Below are 17403 nucleotides of genomic sequence, written 5' to 3'. Positions count from 1 at the left end.
GGTCGCTTACTCGACCAGCGAAGGGTGTTGCGAATGTGGCTGTCTCGTGCTGCCTGCGTGCGATGTCTTCCCGTTGATCGAGTAAGGCTCCGAGCGAGCACACCGAAGGGCGCAAGCTCGGTCGCTTACTCGACCAGCGAAGGGTGTTGCGAATGTGGCTGTCTCGTGCTGCCTGCGTGCGATGTCTTCCCGTTGATCGAGTAAGGCTCCGAGCTCAGCGAGGCGCCGCATCGAGATCCCTTGAGTCCGGGAAGTGGCCTCGATGCGCGGCCGGTTCCTGAGTAAGCGAGCTTGCGAGCGCATCGAAGGGCGCAAGCTCGGTCGCTTACTCGCCCAGCGAATAGGGAGATTCCTCCCGGCTCGCGCTGACTCGAAGGGTCCCTTCCCGCCCCGGCCCAGATCACTCAGGCCGCGGCACTCCCACCACGAACGTGCCGACGTTGCATTCGACGAGCTCGTCGACCCCGGTGGCCTCGGCGAAGGCCGCGGTGTCGCCGTAACCCTGCGCCACACCACCGAGACCCATCGCGGTCGCGGTCAGGTAGAGCGTCTGGGTCAGTACGCCGACGTGCTTGAGGATGACGGCGTACGGCATCTGTTCGTAGGTCCACATGATGCGGCCCGCGCGTGCCGCCAACACGAGCAGCACCTGGGGCAGCTGTCCGTCGGCCAGTGTCAGCGCGGCCGGCGCGATCAGGCGGCTCACCGCCGGACTGTCGTAGGGTGCCACCGGCCGCAGCACGTGATCGTAGGAGTCGTAGTGGTACATCCCCGGCGCGACGCCGTCGACCGTGCGGACGACCGCGTACACCTCGAGTTCGTACAGCGACCCGCCCGACGGATACGGCCGGGACGGAAGTTCCTCGGGCACCGCACGATTCGCGTCGACCGTGCGGACGTCGCGGGTGCGGGCGCAACGGAAGAGCAGTTCGCCGAGTTGCCCGGCACTGATCGGGTGTGCATCGTCGAAGTCCCGTACGGACTTTCGTGCCTCGGCCACGGCCACCAGAGGGGGGTCGTGTTCGGCGACCGAACCGAGGTCGGGCCGGGGTAGGGGTGTCGGGTCTCCGGCGAAAAGTTCTCGTCGAGCGGCCACCGGCTCGAACTCGCCGTCGGCCCATCTGGTGGGACCGAACCCGGCGAACGCGGCCGCCCGATCACCGACCGTGCTGCGCCGGTGAAACCACAATTCGTGCGAACTCCAACTGCGCGTGGCGAAGTCGTGTTGCTCCCGGCCCGCGGGGACGACATGCCCGGTCCACGCGAGGTCGGTGCGCAACCGTCGGGCCACCTCCGATGGCGGCCCGTCGGCCGACGGCATCGGCAGTCCGGTCAGCCAACCGAGCACCGCCGGGTCGTGGATGACGACATCACACCATGACCGGGGATGTTCGGCCACCACGTCATCGTCCAGGCGACGGATCACGGTGAACTTCGACGGCACCAGATCGGCGTCGCCCGAGCCCGGCCGAGCCGAGTCCGGCCGATCCGAGTTCGGCCGCCGGAACGGACGAAGCGAGTACAGGTCTGTGGTGCCCAGCGACATCGTCAGGCGGATGGCGCCGGTGTCGATGAGTCGCCGCAGAACGTCCACCGTGTCGGTGTCGGCATCGTCGTCGACGGTCACGGGTCCGGCGTTGAGTTGACGCAGCAGGGCGATCTGCGCAGGTGTCAGGCCGTCGAGGCGTTGCCTGGCGGGCAGGACCACCGCGACACCGCCACCACCGAGCAGACAACGCGCGCCGGTGGTGAAGGAGTACGTGGTGCACAGTCCCACGGCGACGGTCACGAGTCGCGGACCGTCGCCGCGGCACGGTCCCGGGCGATGCCGCGAGCGATCTCACCGGACCGGATGGCGATGTTGGACAACAGCGACGACGACATGCCGTGCGTGTGTTCGGTGCCGCCCTGCAGGTATATTCCGCCCGGCAGCTCCGATCGGGTCATCACGCGGTAATCCCGGTTCACCCGGGGGCCCTCGGGATCGACGACGATCTCGTCGGCGAGTCGGCCGAGAGTCGTGCCCAGATCCATCTCGTCGAAGCCCGTCGCGCAGACGACGGCATCACAGACCAGGGTCTCGGTGAGCCCGGTCGGTTCGTGGGACACGGTGACCCGCACGCGGTCGACAGACTGGTCGACGTCGATCACCCGGGACGCGCCGTGCATGAACAGGCGACGGTCACCGGAGACGCGCTCGCCGTACTCGCGGGCGTACAACTCCTGGATCAGCGGAAGGTCCACCGCCGAATAGTTGGTCGCCCGGTGGTAGCCGAGCAGGCGGCGGCGGAACTCCGGGGTCGAGGCATGGAAGTCGTCGACGGCGCGCGGATCGAAGATCCGGTTCGCGTAGGGGCTGTCGTCGGCGGGCGTGTAACCGTACTTGGAGAAGACGCTGTGGACCGATGCGTCGGGATAGCGCGAATGCAGATACTCCACCACCTCCGCGGCGCTCTGCCCGGCGCCGAGCACCAGAAGGCGGCCGTGTTCGAGTGCCGGAAGCTCGTCGAGGTGCGCGAGCAGCCGGTGATTGTGGAACACCCTGCGCGACGCGGAGATGCCCTCCGGGAGGCGGGCGGTCAACCCGGTGGACACGACCAGATTTCGGGCGCGCAGGATCCCACCGTGGCGGCCCTCGAGCCGCACGACGAAGTGGTCGCCGTCGACCTCGACATCGACGGCGCTGGCGCCGTAGCAGACGTCGGCGTCGACCGTCTGCGCCGCCCACTCGAGATAGTCGTGGAACTCGTGACGAGTCGGGAAGAACGTCTGGTGGTTGATGAAGTCGCTCAGTCTGCTCTTCTCGGCGAGATAGTTGAGAAAGGTGTACCGACTCTGCGTATTGCGCTGTGTGGCGAGGTCTTTGAGAAACGAGATCTGCATCGTCGTGCGCGGCAACAACATTCCCCGATGCCATCCGAACGCCGTCTGTCGTTCGACGAATCTGGACGTCAGGGGTGTGGTCAGTTGGTCGTTGAGCTCGGCCAGCGCGATGGCCAGTCCGAGGTTCGACGGTCCGAACCCGATCCCGCCGATGTCGACGATGTCGGAGTGGGCGTCATGGTGGAAATCCTGGCTGGTCATCGGGGCTCCTCGGTGTGGTGGTGATCGTGGTCGGGTTTCAGGGCGTGGTGGCGTGGTGCCGTCGATGGTGGGCGGTCGCCCACAGGCGGGAGAGCTCACCGCCGGCAGCGATCAGTTCGTGCGGCGGACCGTGTTCGGAGATCGTCCCGTCGCGGATCACCGCGACCACGTCGGCGGTGAGTGCCTGCGTCAGTCGATGCGCGATGATCAGTGTGGTCCGCCCACGGGTGGCGGCCACGGCGGCGCGGTCGAGATCGACGGCCAGGTCGCTGTCGGCCTCGGCGGTCGCCTCGTCGAGGACGGCGATCTGTGGATCGGCGAGCACCAGGCGGGCGAGCGCGACCTGTTGTGCCTGTGCGTCACTCAGCCGATGGCCGCCCTCGCCGACGACGGTGTCGAGCCCGTCCGGTAATGCCTCGACCCACGCATCGGCACCGACGACCTGCAGCGCGCGCATCACAGCCGCGCGGTCGGCGTCGGGCGCGGCCAGGCGCAGATCCGCCAGCAACGGTCCGGCGAACACGTGGACCTCCTGGCTCACCGTGAAGACTCGTGCGTCGGCGGCCCGCACGACCTCGCCGCGGTCCGGGCTCAGCGCGCCGTCGACGATCCCCGCCAGCGTCGATTTGCCGGCCCCGCTGGACCCGACCAGCGCCAGGCGCTGCCCGGGATCGATCCGCAGAGTCACTCCCCGCAGCACGGGTCTGCCTGTCGGATAGGCGAAGTGGATGTCGCGCAACACCAACCCGTCGGAGTGGTCCGACCCGGAATGCTTCTGCCCGGCCCGATCGTCGACCTCGGGTCGGCAGTCGGCGACGCCGACCAGCCGTGCGAGACCCGCACCGGCCAGCTGCAATTCGGCCGAGGAGTAGAGGATCATGCCGATCGGGTTGAACAGCCGGTGGAACAGGAGCGCGGCCGCCGTGGTGGCGCCGACGCTGATCTCCCCGGCGTCGACCAGCCAGAATCCGACGATCAGAATCGCTGAGAGGCCGGCGAATTCGGCGCGGTTGACCCGGCCGACGAGCCGGGTGAAGAGCGTGAAGGCGCTGACGGCGAGGTCCCGGGTGGTCGCCGACCGGGACTCGATCTCCGCGATCTCGGCATCCCTGAGGGCGTAGGCGTGGACGGTGTCGCGCCCGGACACCGCCTCGACGATCGCGTGGGCGCGATCGGCGGCCGCGGCCCGTTCGGCCGCGAAGACCGGCGAGGATCGAGGGATGTACCACCGCAATGCCAAGGCGTACAACGGAACCGACACCGCCCCGGCCACGCCCAGACGCCAATCGAGGCCGGCCATCGCGATGAGACTGACCCCGGCGAGGGCGGTCGCGGTCACCACCGTCGGTATGACCGTGGTGACCGCCCGGTTGATCATCGTCACGTCGCTGTTCACTCGCGAGAGCAGGTCGCCGCGGCCGGCATCCTCCAGCACGCCACGCGGAAGCCGCAGGGCGGCATCGATCGACTCGGTCCGGAGGGTGGCGATCACGTCCGCGCCCAGACGCGCGATCGCCCAGACGGTGGCGGCCGCCGACAACCCGCCGACGACGGCGGCGCCGGCAGCGGTGAGCGCGAGCGGTATCAACGATGCAGCGCTGGTCTCGCTCGACACCCGATCCACCAGAATGCCCAGGGCGAGTACCGGGATGACGGCGCAGACCGCGGTGGTCAGACAGAGCGCGACCACTGCGAGGCTCTGCCGCGGCCGTACCCGCAGCGCGGTACGCAGCCATCGTCGGGACCGTGATCCGGACGCGACCGGGAGGGCAGTCATGGCGCCTCCGATCCGCTGCCGGGAAGGTGCACGACGCGGTCGGCGATGGCCAGCCACGCGTCGCCGGAGGTGATCACCACGGTGGAGCGTTGTGTCCGCAACCGGTGCCGGTATCGGTACATTCCCTCGGCGATCGCGCACTCGGTGACCGCGTCGACGGCTGTGGTGGGGTCGTGCAGGATCAGCACGTCGGGGTCACGGAGCAGGGCGCGTGCGAGCGCGATGCGCTGTCGCTGCCCGCCGGACAGCGACAGCCCCCGGTCGGTGATCACGCGGTCCAGGCCGTCGCCGCCCTCGTCGCCGAGGACATCGGCGCTGCCGAGTGTCCTGAGCAGGTCGACCACATCGGAACGCGTCGGCGCCGGATGATCGCGGGTGATGAGATTGGTTCGGAGCGTGCCGGTGAACAGGTCGACATGATGCGGTTCGATCAGCAAGGTGCGGGGGTGGGGTCCGTCGCCGCCGACACCGATGGCTCCGGACCTGATCTGCGCGAGGAACTCTCGCACGACTCGCGGGTCGGAGCCGGTCACCACGACGCACTCGCCCGGGGCGACGATCGAGCGGTGACCGTCCGCGGGAGTGTCCGGGTCGGGGACGGGCCCCCCGACGGCGCCGATCAACGACGCGACCCGATCGGCCGAGGCGCGTGCCGTGGCCAGCCGGTTGGGCAGGGTCGAGGCCACCGCGAGTGGTTCGGTGAGGAACTGGGCGATGCCGAGCACGGTGATCAGCGCACCGACACCAATCCGGTCGGTCAGCGCGAACCAGCCTGCCAGGGAGGCGACTCCGACCGCGATGAGCCCGGTGGCGCCGGTGGCCGCACCGAAGAACGCGCCGTGCCCGACTGCGGCGCGGTGCATCGCCGTCCGGGTGGACTCGTTGATCGCCCGGTAGCGCCTCGCCGCCTCACCGGTGGCGCCCATCCCGTGCAGCACTCGCAATCCGGAGATTAGATCGCTTGCCGTGGAGGTTGATTCGGCGATCTCCTGCTGTTGGTCGGCGATCCGACGGGTGGTGAACGGACCCAGCAGGGCAACTCCGGACAAGACGAGTGGAACCGCGATCAGCACCGCGACGCCGAGCACCACATCGATGCCGATCAGCACCGCCGCGCAGACCACCAACGCCACCAGGGCCGAACTGGCCTGGGGGATGTACCGAAGCAGATTCCCGGTCTCGTCGGCATCCGAATTGGCGATGCTCAACGCCGATCCGTGTGCCGGACCGTCGGTTCGACCCAGGGACGCCGGTTCGAGGAGCGCGTCCGCGCACAACATGCGTACGCGATGGGACTCGTTCTGCGCGGCGGACATCGCCGATCGTGCGCCGTACCGGTAGGCCACCGTCAACACCAGGAAGACGCACGCCAGCGCCGCGATCCACCGGATCAGCGACATTCCGTCGATCTGTGCCACCGCACGGTCGACCGTCAGGCCGATGATCACCGGAACCGCGACCTCGCACACCTGATGCAGCGACAGCAGCGCCGCCGATCCCGCCAGTGCGCGTCGGTGCAGCCGCAGGGACCCGCCCAACAGGCCGGTGCCGGACAGCGTCGGTCCGGCCATCACCGGCGATCGGTTCACGGTCGCCGTCATCGGCCCGCCCGACCCGTCGCGGGTGCGTCGGCCCTCACCCGGGCATCGATCAGCGGGCCGATAGTGTCCATGGCGGTGTACGAGCACATCTCCCAGTGCGTGCACCCCACGCTGTGTTCGGCGATGTGCCCACGGACGTGTCGGCGCCAGCTGTCGGCGGCCGCCGTGCTCCGGGTCGTGTTCGGATCGGCGGCGATCATCACCACATCCCCGCCGAAGGTCGGTGGGCGGTGGCGGCGCAGGAGCTCGGCGGTGTGTTCGGCCGCGTCGAGGAGATAGTGGACGGTCGCGGTGTCCAGGCCCGGTGGCATGTCCTCGACCTCGGCGAGCACGTCGTCGATCGACGATCGGGTCACCGGTCGGTCGCCCGCGCCCGGGTTCGCCATCGGATGGTGTTCGAGTCCGAGCGCGCTCACGAGGTCGGTGAACCGGAGCGAGTCGGCGGGGGCCGGTGTCTCGGTCGACGACGGCGCGAAGCTGTCGAGCAGGGTCAGTGAGCCCACCTGCCCGCCCGTCTGTTCGAGTCGTGCGGCAACGGCGTGCGCGATCACGCCGCCGAGCGACCATCCGACGAGGTGGATCGGTCCGGTGGGCGCCACGTCGCGGATCTCGCGCAGATATCGGTCGGCCAGATCGTCGAGGGTCGCAATCGACAAGACCGAATCGTCGGGGTCCGTGATGCCGGGGATCTGCAGACCGTGGACGGGGTGATCGGGAGCGAGATGTCGCAGCAGGCCGGCATACCCCCAGGACAGCCCGATTGCCGGGTGGATACAGAACACCGGCTCGGCGCTGCCATGGGCGCGGATCGGCAGCAGGACACCGAGTGCCGCACTGTCCGCGACCGGATCGGGGTCGTCGAGGAGCCGGGCCACGGTGCGTGGTGTCGCGTACCCCAACAGCGCGGTCATCGGTACGTCGGCTCCGATGTGGTCACGTAGCCGCCTCGCGACGGCGTACGCCGTCAGCGAGGTGCCGCCGAGCGCGAAAAAGTCGTCGTGGGCACCGACCCGGTCGATGCCGAGGTGTTGCGCGAACGCGTCGGCGACCAGCTGCTCGGTCGGTGTCGACGGTGCCTCGTACTCGGCGCCGGATGTGAAATCTGGTGTGGGGAGAGCACGTTCGTCGACCTTGCCGGACGGTGTGATCGGCATCGAGTCGAGCACCACGACCGTCGACGGGACCATGTGCCGGGGGAGGGCGCGTGCGACCTGGGCGACGACGGCGCGTGCCTCGGGCACGGGCCGCGACCGGTCGGCCACGATGTAGCCGACCAGCAGCGTCTGGCCGCGCGGGCCGGTGCGGCCGACGGTCACCGCCTCGCGTATCCCGGGGGCCGTCAGGAGCGCGGCCTCGATCTCACCCAGCTCGATCCGATGGCCGCGCACCTTCACCTGTCGATCGGACCGGCCGAGGTAGCGCAGCGAATCGTCGTCCGAGAGCGTCACGAGATCACCGGTGCGGTACATGCGGTCGCCGGGTTCACCGAACGGGTTGGCGACGAACCCGGCCGCGGTGAGGCCGTGGCGACCGTGATAGCCGCGCGCGAGTGCCGGACCGGCCAGATAGAGCTCGCCCGGCACGCCACGGGCGACCGGGCGTAAAGCGTTGTCCAGCACCAGTAGTTCGAAACCGCGGACCGGGCGGCCGATCGGGACGGGCCCACCGGCGTCGACGGTCCCCGCGCGCAGGTCGGCCACGGTCGCGATGTCCGTCGCCTCCGTCGGGCCATAACCGTTGCGCATGACCCGGCCGGGCGACCATCGGCGGACGAGGTCGCGTCCGACCGCCTCGCCGCCGACGCCCAGAACCCTCAGCCCGGGCACGGATTCGGGGGTGAACCCGGCCAGCGCCGTCGGGGTGAGCAGTGCATGGGTGACACCCTCGCGCACGATCAGCTCCGGAATCGAGGCCGGATCGTCGTCGGGATCGCTGATCACCAGCGTGGCCGATGCGGACAGAGCGGCGAGTTGCTCACCCACCGACATGTCGAAACTGGGTGAGGTGTTGTGCAGGAAGCGTGATTCGGTGTGCACCAGATACGTTTCGCGACGCTCCCGCACGAGGTTGGCGAGTCCCCGATGCGTGACGACCACGCCTTTCGGTGTGCCGGTGGATCCCGACGTGTAGATCACGTACGCGGGATGCGCCCCGCGGTCCGACGCCTGGTCGAGAGAGGGCCCGGCCGCCGAGTCGGCGGGGTCGGCCGGGGCGTCGGGGTCGTCGGCGGACTCGTCGTGCACCAGCCAGTCGACCGAATCCGGCAGCGAGGGACGGCAACGACGGTCGGTCACCCCGAGCCGCGCACCGGAATCGTTCAGCATGAACGCGATTCGGTCAGGCGGGTACGTCGGGTCCACCGGCACGAACGCCGCGCCGGTCTTGGCTACCGCCCACACCGCACGCACCGAGTCCAGGGACCGTCGCACCGCGACGGCCACGAACGCCTCCGGGCGGGCACCGGACCGGGCCAGGCGGACGGCCAGACGATCCGACGACCGGTCGAGCTCCCGATAGGTGATGGCCCGGCTACGCCAGCGAACCGCGATCCCGTCCGGCCGTGCGTCGACCGCGTCCCGGATGATCTGTCGCAGAGACAGTTCGGCGGCCGGGTCATTCCCGCGCACCGGCACGATCTGTTGCTGTTCGGATCGCGTGAGCGCCGGCAGCGCGCCGATCGCGATACCGGGTTCGGCGAGAACGGCTTTCAGCATCGTGGCGAAACGGTCGGCGAGCGCCGCGACGGTGGCCGCCGACAGTGACTGCGGCCGGTACCCGAAGGTCACCCGCGGGTGGGGTCGGGTCTCGATCGTGAGTGTCAGGGGGTAGTGCGTTGCCTCGGTGGTGCGTATGTCGGTGACCCGCATGCCGTCGATGTCGCCGGCCGCGGCGATGACATCGGAGTCCACCGGGTAGGACTCGAAGACGACGAGCGTGTCGAACTCGGCGCCGGGTCCTGCGGCCCCGACGATGTCGGCGAGACCGAGGTGCTGATGGTCGAGCAGTGCCGCCTGCTCGCCTTGTACGCGCAGCATCAGTTCGGTGAAGGTGTCCGAGGCGTCGGCGCGAACCCGTACCGGGACGGTGTTGATGAACAGGCCGACGGTCTCGTCGACGCGATCGATGTCGGCGGGCCGGCCCGAAACCGTTGTCCCGAACGTGACGTCGACCCCGCCCCGGGCCACCGCATCGGGGGTCATGCGGGCGAGCAGTGCGCCCCACAGGGTTTGCACCACCGTGTTCACGGTCACCCCGCGCGCGGCCGCGGCTGCCGTGCACGCCTGCCACACGTCGGGTTCGAGGTCCAGGATGAGTCGATCGGTGGTGGCCTCGCCGCCGTCGGTCCCGGTGGCCGCGGCGATGAGCGTCGGCTCGGTGCGGCCCGTGAAGGCGTCGGCCCAGGCCTGCCGCGCCGCGTCGATGTCGCGGCCGGCCAGCCAGCCGAGGAAGTCGCGGTAGCTGGGTGCCGGCGGCAGCGCGGTGGCCGCCCCGTGGGCGGCGTACACCATGATCAAGTCGCGCAACAGGATCGGCATCGACCATCCGTCGACGATGATGTGATGCATCGTGACGATGAGTTCGAATCGCTCCGGGGCCAGCTGGATCAGGGCGAATCGCATGAGGGGAGCGGTGTCCAGTGCGAACGGCCGAGCGCGCTCCGTGCGTGTGATCTCCGCGAGACGGGCGTTCCGGTCGCTCTCGGGTAACCGGTAGATGGACTCGAAAAGCCAGTCGGGGCAGCAATTCTCGGCCACGATCGCGACGAGTTCGCCGTCGCCGCCGGTGGTGAACGCGGACCGTAGGGCGGGGTGTCGCGCGATCAGGGCGTGCGTGGCGGTGTGCAGCCGCTCGACATCGACCCGCCCCTGGAGGGAGACTCCGACCTGCGAGACATAGGCATCCGGGTGGGCGATGCGGTCATCCCTCGACAGCGCGGCGTGGTAGGCGAAACCGCGCTGCAACGGTGCGGTGGGCCAGATGTCGGTGATGGACGGGTACTGCGAGACCCAGGTGTCGAGGTCGGCCTGCGACACGCGTGCCGGGGACACGTCCGACGGGGTCCACCCGTGTGCGCCGTCGCCGACGGCGGTCGCGAGCGTCTGCAGGATGCGCCGCCAGTTGTCGACGAGCATGCCGGCGGTGTCGCCGTCGACGAGCCTGGCCACGTGATCCACGGTCGCCGTCAGGCGCAGACCCTCGCCGGCGCCGGTGACGATGGCGTTGATGTCGATCGGTGCGACCGCCGGGAAGTCGGTGTCGGGCGAAGCGGTCAGTTCGCCGAGTTCGGCGGTGGGTAACCAGCCGAGCGCGGCCATCGCCGGCGGCACCGATTCCGCGGAGATCTGACCGAGATAGTTGAAGCTCGCGGTCGGTGCGGCCGCGGCCGGGTCGAGTGAGGCAGGGTCGAGCGTGGTCGGCGCCGCGCCGGGGGAATGGCGGAGCCCGAAGCCCGCACCGCGGTGGGGGATGGCCCGGATACGCTCCTTGACCAGTTTGACCGCATGGATAACCGATTGTGCGGCAACGGTTTCCGACCCGGCGGCGCACAGCGACGACCGGTCGAGCGGCAGTGGGAAGGTCGTGGTGAACCAGCCGAGGGTCCGGGTCAGGTCGGCGCCCGGCACGAGTGACTCCTCGCGTCCGTGCCCCTCGAGTTGCAGCACGATCCACTCGGGTGAGGCCCCCGGGGTGGCGGCCAGCGCGACAGCCAGGGTGGCCACCAGGACGTCTTCCGCCGCCGCGCGAAACGCCTTGGGGACCATGTCGACGACGGCTCGGGTGTCCTCGGCGCCGAGTTCGAGATGGCAACGGCCCACGCGGGCGGCCGTGTCCCGGGTGGGGTCGATCAGCCATCGTGGATCGGGTTCGACCGCGTCGAGGGCGGTCGTCCAGAATTCGGATTCCGCGGCCACGATGTCCGCGGATCGCTCGAGAAGCCCGTGTGCCCAGCGTCGCAACGACGTACCGACCGGGGCAAGGGCCGGCGGGTGACCGGCGGCGACCGCGGCCCAGGCGGTCATCAGATCGGGAACCAGAATCCGCCACGACACACCGTCGATCGCGAGGTGATGGATCGCGACGACGAGCAGGTCCTCACGGCCGCGGCGGTGCAACCACACGAACTGCGCCATGACACCCGCACGCGGGGCCAGACGGCCGACGGCACCGTCGAGGGCGTCCTGGGCGACGGCCGTGATCTGCGCGTCGCCGTCGAGGTCGATCCGAGTGAGCAGGGCATCGACATCGAAGCGAGGCTCGTCGTCGACCCACAGCGTGTCGTCGCCCACGAGGCGCGCGCGCAGGGCGTCGTGATGGGCGATCACCGCGGTCAGGGTGTCGACGATGCCGCGATGCCCGATGCCGTCGGGCAGGGCGAGTACGAGATGTTGGGCGTAGCGGTCGACATGGTCGGTCCTGGTGACGAGCCACCGCATGATCGGGGTGAGCGGCAGGGAGCCGGTGCCGCCCCCGGGCAGTTCGGGCAGGTGCACGGCCTGCGCCGCACCGGTGGCGGCGCGGGCCAAGGCGGACACGGTCTTCCGCTCGAACACGTCACGCGGGGTGAAGTGCAGCCCGGCCGCCCGCGCCCGGGTGACGAGGGTGATCGCGGCGATGCTGTCGCCGCCGAGCGTGAAGAACGAGTCGTCGGCGCCCACCGAGTCGTGGCCGAGGACCTCGCCGAATACGGCGGCCAAGGTCTCCTCGTCGGGGGTGGACGGGGCGCGGAAGGGTTCGTCGGCCGCGAACGTGGGCTCCGGGAGCTGCGCGAGGTCGAGTTTTCCGTTGGGGGTCACCGGGATTCGAGGGAGGACGACAACCGCGTCGGGAACCAGACCGGTCGGCAGGTGCCGCTCGCACCACGCCCGCAGATCGGCGGGGATGATCCGGGTGCCCGGATCGGCGGCGACGACGTATCCGACGAGCCGCTGCCCGACGCGGGTGTCGCGGACCACGACGACCGCGTGCGCGACGCCGTCGGCCCTCGCGAGGGTCGTCTCGATCTCGCCGAGTTCGATGCGCCGTCCGCGGATCTTGACCTGCGCATCGGACCGGCCGTGGTAGCGCAGGCGAGGCCGGTCGAGGTCGCCGGGGAGCCACGAGACGACGTCGCCGGTGCGGTACATGCGGGTGCCCGGGCGAAGCGGATTGGCGACGAATCGGGTGGAGGTCAGTGGTGGCAGGCCGTGGTAGCCGCGGGCCAGACCTGGCCCGGCGACGTACAGCTCGCCGCGCATCCCGGGTGCGACCGGCCTCAGCCGGGAGTCGAGTACGACGATCTCGAACCCGTGGACCGGGCCACCGATGGTCACCGGTTCCGCAGTCTCGAGGGCCGCGACGGTGGCGATGTCGGTGGCCTCGGTGGGACCGTAGCCATTGCGCATCGCACGTCCGGGTGCCCAGCGGCGCACGAGGTCCGGGGTGACCGCTTCACCGCCCACCCCGAGGACCGTGACGCTCGTCAGCGTTTCCGGCGAGAGCGTGGCGAGCACCGTCGGGGTCAGCAACGCATGGGTGACACCGGCTTCGGTGATGAGGTCCGACAGTTCGTCCGGCGTACGCCCGGCGGGTGCCACGACCAGGGTGGCCGACGACGACAACGCCGAGATCTGTTCTCCCACAGCCATGTCGAAGCTGGGAGAGGTGTTGTGCAGGAAGCGTGAATCGGCCGTGACCCGGTAGTTCAACCGGCGCTCGGCGGCCAGCGCCGACAGACCGCGGTGGGTGACCACGACGCCCTTGGGCACCCCCGTCGAGCCGGAGGTGTAGATCATGTACGCGGCGTCGTCCAGGACGGCCCGCCGCATCGGTCGACGATCACCGGGATCGGTGCCGTGAACCGTCGTGTCCTCGGTCAGATCGTCGAGCAGCAGCCAGTCGACGTCGTCGGGCAGCCGGCCTCGAAGCGCGCGGGACGTGATGCCGATTCGGCTCCCGCTGTCGGTCAGGATGTGCCGGATCCGCTCGGCCGGATAGTCGGGGTCGACCGGCACGAACGCGGCGCCGGAGAGCGCCGTCGCCCAGACCGATCGCACCGAGTCGAGGGAGCGGGGCAGCGCGATGGCGACGTATTCGCCGGGTGCCGCGCCGCGGTCGGCCAGCTCGCCGGCCACCCCGACGGCCCACCGGAGGACCTCTCGATAGGTGACGCACGCGTGCCCGCCCTCGGCGTCGTACGCCAGGATGGCGAGTCGCTCCGGATCCCGCGCGGTCGCGTCCTCGACGATGTCGGCGAGGGTGCCGGGTTCATCGGTGCCGGGGCCGCGCGCGGGTACCAGGGCTTGTTTCTCGGCGTCGGTCAGCACGTCGATGGAGAGCACCGGGCGCTCGGCGCGGCCGTCGGCGAACGCATCGAGCACCCGGATCAATCGCCGGTGGTGCTCTGCGATCCAATCATATTGGTAGACATGGTGATTTGCGTGCAGTTCGATGGTCGTGCCGTCGGCGCCCGGATAAAGGCTGATGGACAGGTCCGACACCGGGCCGGAGGTGAGGATGTGGAACCGCCCGTCCACCGGCCCGAGACGCAGAGCGGTCGGGAAGTTCATCACGTTGATCGTCGGGCCGTAGAGTCCGCCGAGTTCGACCGTCTCGCCGGCGAGGTCCTCGGCGGCGAGATCGGCCCGCAGGTCCTCGCTGCGGTACCGCTGGTGGCGTAGCGCCCCGGTCAGTTCGAGACCGGTCGCGGTGACGAGATCGCCGATGGTCGTGGTGTGGTCGACGTTCACCCGGATCGGCACGACATTGGACACCATGCCCGCCGCGCGCCGGAGCACGGCGTTGGTCCGGGCGGTGACCGGCAGACTCAGCACCACATCCGAGGTGTCGGTGACGATCGCGAAGTACGCCGCCACCGCGGCAACGGTGACGGCGGCGTCGATGCTCCCGTACGCGGCCGCCGCGTCGGTCAACCGCGCCTCGAGGTCGGGCGACAGCGAGCCGGCGCACCGGACCGGGGTGATGTCGGGGGCCGCCGGCGTGCCCGACAGCGACACCGGCGACGGCAGCCCGCGGGCCTTCTCGATCCAGTGCGCGCGATCGAGCTGAAATCGGCGTGATCCCCGATAGTCCGCGTCCGCGGCGACGACGTCGGCGAGGCTCGACGCGGAGTAGGCGTCGGTGGGCGCGTCGGCGCCGGACAATTCGGCGCTGTAGAGCTCGGCGGCGCGGTTCATGAATCGGATCGCGCCATAGCCGTCGACGACGATGTGGTGGATGCACGAGTACCAGTAGTGGTGCCTGTCGCCGAGGCGGATGACCGCGCCCCGGATCAACCGGTCGCCGGTGAGGTCGAATCCGGCCGTGTAGTCGTCGGTCATCCACGCTGCGGCCGCGGCCTCGGGATCCGCGGTGTCACTGACGTCGATGACCGGAAAATCGTCGTCGGCCGAGCGGTCGACGAGTTGATGCGGCACGCCCTCGACGTCGATGATGCGGACGAGGCACTCGACCTCCGCGAGTCCTCGTCGGCAGACCCGGTCGAGCAGGTCGATGTCGAGGTCGCCGTGCAGCTCTACGTAGTTGGCCGTGACGATCGGGATGTCGGGGATGAGTTGCTGGGCGAACCAGATCCCGCGTTGCGCGGCGGTCAGCGGCAGCGCGGCCGTGTGTGTGGTCTGACTGCTCACGGCTGTACCCCATCGAGATCTAGTGCTGACGAGCGAGCAACTCCGCCGAGGGTGCCCTCACATCATTCAGGTTATGCTTACCTCACTTATTAGAATGAAGCAGGCGCACGCTGTCAAAACTTCACCGTCGACGCGGGGGTGGGCGAACAGCGTGCGACGCCGAAGAGGAAAGGAGTGCGGCGTGCGCGTCGTGACGTTCGGATACCAGACCTGGGGGCACAAGACGCTCGAGTCCCTCATCGACTCGCGCCACGAGGTCGTGCTCTCGGTGACCCACCCTCCGAGTGAGCACGCCTACGAGATGATCTGGTCGGATTCCGTCGAAGAGTTGGCACGCGCCAATGGAATTCCCGTCCATCTCGCCCAGCGTCCCGACGGTGACCTCATCGAGCGGGTGAAACTCGCCGAGCCCGACATCATCGTCGCGAACAACTGGCGGACCTGGCTCCCGCGGGAACTGTTCGATCTGCCCGTCCACGGCACCCTGAACCTGCACGATTCGCTGCTGCCCAAGTTCACCGGGTTCTCCCCGGTCATCTGGGCGTTGATCAGCGGTGAAAGTGAGGTTGGCCTAACTGCGCACCGGATGGACGACGATCTCGACACGGGAGACATCGTGCTGCAGCGCTCGGTGCCCATCACCGCGACGTCGACGGCCACCGAACTCGTCGCGGCCACGATCGACCTGATCCCGGGCGTCCTGATCGAGGCGCTCGACCAGATCGAGTCCGGTACCGCGGTCTGGACGCCGCAGCAACTTTCCGAACGCACCTTCTTCCACAAGCGCTCGGAAATCGACTCCCGGATCGACTGGCGGTGGCCGGCCGGCCAGATCGAGCGACTGATCCGCGCGCAATCCGATCCCTATCCGAACGCCTACACGCACTTCCGTGGTCAACGTCTCCGCATCACCAAGGCCTCGGTCTCGCAGTGTGTCTATGGCGGAACGCCGGGCCGCGTGTTCATCCACGAGGGCGACGGCATGGTGATCGTCGCGGGGGCGGATGCGCACCTCGGCGCGAACCGTGGACTGGTGATCGAACGGCTGCGCACCGACGACGGCGTCGAGCACGCCGGGCGCGACTTCTTCCCGCGTGGTGGTGGCTACCTCGAGTGAGCACGTCGTCGACCGCGCGCGCCGGGCGTCGCCCGCCGGCGGGCATACGGCCGTTCGGGTGGTGCGTGGGTCCCGCATCGACATCCGCTCGACGATCGCGACCGTAGGCGGTGCTCATGTCCTCCGACGGTGCCCGGCGTGCGACAGTCGCAGATGGTTGTCGCCGGCCCCACACCTCGCCGCCCTGCATCTCCGTCGTGATCCCGGTCTACCGCAGTGAGCGATTCATCGGCGCGTGCATGAATTCGATTCTGGCGCAACGTCGGCCGGTTGACCAGGTGGTGCTCGTCGACGACGGTGGCGACGACGCGTCCATCGACATCGCGCTGCATGCGCTGCGAGGGGCGGACGTCGAATGCGTCGTCGTCCGTCAACCACGCAACGGCGGCGTCGGCCGTGCCCGTAACGCGGGGGTCGCCGCGGTCCGGGGTGACCTCGTGTGGTTCCTGGACAGCGACGATCTGGCCCACCCGCTGTTCACCACGGTCATGAGCGCAGCGTTCGCGGATCCCAGTATCGATCTGGCCGCCTGTCGCACGGAATACGTCGACCTCCACGGGCAGCGACTGCGGGCACCGGCGCCGCGTTCTACCGATTCCCGTGTCTCGGGCGAGGATTTCGTCCGAATGCTCGCCGCAGGAGACATCAAGGCCTATCCCGGCAAACACATGTTCCGCCGCGAGGTACTCGGAGACCATCCCTTCGACGACCGACGGGCGTATGAAGACATGGTCGCGACCGCACGAATTGCCCTGCGGTCGCGGCGTGTGGCGATGATCGACACCCCGCTGTACCGCTATCGACTGCGTGCGGGTTCGTTGTCGCACAGCGTGAACACCAACACCGCGGCCCTGTTCGAGATGGGCGACGAGATGACGACGGTGATCTCCGAGGTCGCCGACGGGCCCCGGCGACAGCGCCTCATTCGCCGATTCGTCTACCGCGAGGTGCTGATTCCCGCTGCCCATCTGGCGATGCGCGCCACCCATGCCGGCGACACCGGCAACCCCGTGGTCGACGGACTGCTGGTCGATGCGCGGCGCCGCACGTCGCTACGAGATTGTGTCCCGTTGCTGATGGATCGCCAGATCCGATCCGCGGTATTCGCTTTTGCGATGAGTGCTGCTCCCGCAGTGTATTCGGGTATTCTGCGTCGACGCCCCGAGCAGGTCGGATTGGGCTGAGCCGACCGCTGCG

Annotated in this window: 7 protein-coding genes; 2 read left to right on the top strand and 5 right to left on the bottom strand. The window is 69.3% G+C overall.

Features of this window, described 5'->3' with window-relative positions; genetic code table 11:
- Positions 1-400: 400 nt before the first annotated feature.
- The 5 genes from ACWDTI_RS18015 to ACWDTI_RS17995 are packed head-to-tail and all read right to left on the bottom strand — an operon-like array spanning position 401 to position 15089.
- Entirely contained in the window at positions 401-1789 is a 1389-nt protein-coding gene (locus ACWDTI_RS18015) for a SagB family peptide dehydrogenase (RefSeq protein WP_449739467.1), read from the bottom strand.
- Positions 1786-3084 (bottom strand): lysine N(6)-hydroxylase/L-ornithine N(5)-oxygenase family protein, encoded by a 1299-nt coding sequence (locus ACWDTI_RS18010; protein WP_449739466.1) that lies wholly within the window; start codon positions 3082-3084, stop codon positions 1786-1788. Before ACWDTI_RS18010 ends, ACWDTI_RS18015 begins: the two co-directional genes overlap by 4 nt.
- A gap of 37 nt (positions 3085-3121) precedes the next feature.
- The gene (locus ACWDTI_RS18005) at positions 3122-4861 is read right to left on the bottom strand and encodes an ABC transporter ATP-binding protein (protein ID WP_449739465.1); all 1740 of its coding nucleotides are present in this window, start codon (positions 4859-4861) and stop codon (positions 3122-3124) included.
- Positions 4858-6462, bottom strand: a complete 1605-nt coding sequence (locus ACWDTI_RS18000) for an ABC transporter transmembrane domain-containing protein (RefSeq protein WP_449739464.1) — start codon at positions 6460-6462, stop codon at positions 4858-4860. Before ACWDTI_RS18000 ends, ACWDTI_RS18005 begins: the two co-directional genes overlap by 4 nt.
- Positions 6459-15089: an amino acid adenylation domain-containing protein gene (locus ACWDTI_RS17995; RefSeq protein WP_449739463.1), complete on the bottom strand. Its 8631-nt coding sequence runs from the start codon at positions 15087-15089 to the stop codon at positions 6459-6461. The genes ACWDTI_RS18000 and ACWDTI_RS17995 overlap by 4 nt, the downstream gene beginning before the upstream one ends.
- Before the next feature lie 181 nt (positions 15090-15270).
- On the opposite strand from ACWDTI_RS17995, the gene ACWDTI_RS17990 reads away from it, so the two are divergent.
- Positions 15271-16206, top strand: coding sequence for a methionyl-tRNA formyltransferase (locus tag ACWDTI_RS17990; RefSeq protein WP_449739462.1), 936 nt, complete (start codon positions 15271-15273; stop codon positions 16204-16206).
- 188 nt (positions 16207-16394) lie between these two features.
- Entirely contained in the window at positions 16395-17390 is a 996-nt protein-coding gene (locus ACWDTI_RS17985; RefSeq protein ID WP_449739503.1) for a glycosyltransferase family 2 protein, read from the top strand.
- Positions 17391-17403: the final 13 nt, after the last annotated feature.

This window comes from Gordonia sp. NPDC003424, from assembly GCF_053588655.1.
Note: the sequence above shows the minus strand (reverse complement) of the source record. Positions and strands in the feature narration are given on the sequence as shown.

Bases quoted from the DNA above. Each gene is read 5' to 3' on its own strand.
- ACWDTI_RS18000 (WP_449739464.1), bottom strand. From the start codon at position 6,462: ATGACGGCGACCGTGAACCGATCGCCGGTGATGGCCGGACCGACGCTG.
- ACWDTI_RS18005 (WP_449739465.1), bottom strand. From the start codon at position 4,861: ATGACTGCCCTCCCGGTCGCGTCCGGATCACGGTCCCGACGATGGCTG.
- ACWDTI_RS18010 (WP_449739466.1), bottom strand. From the start codon at position 3,084: ATGACCAGCCAGGATTTCCACCATGACGCCCACTCCGACATCGTCGAC.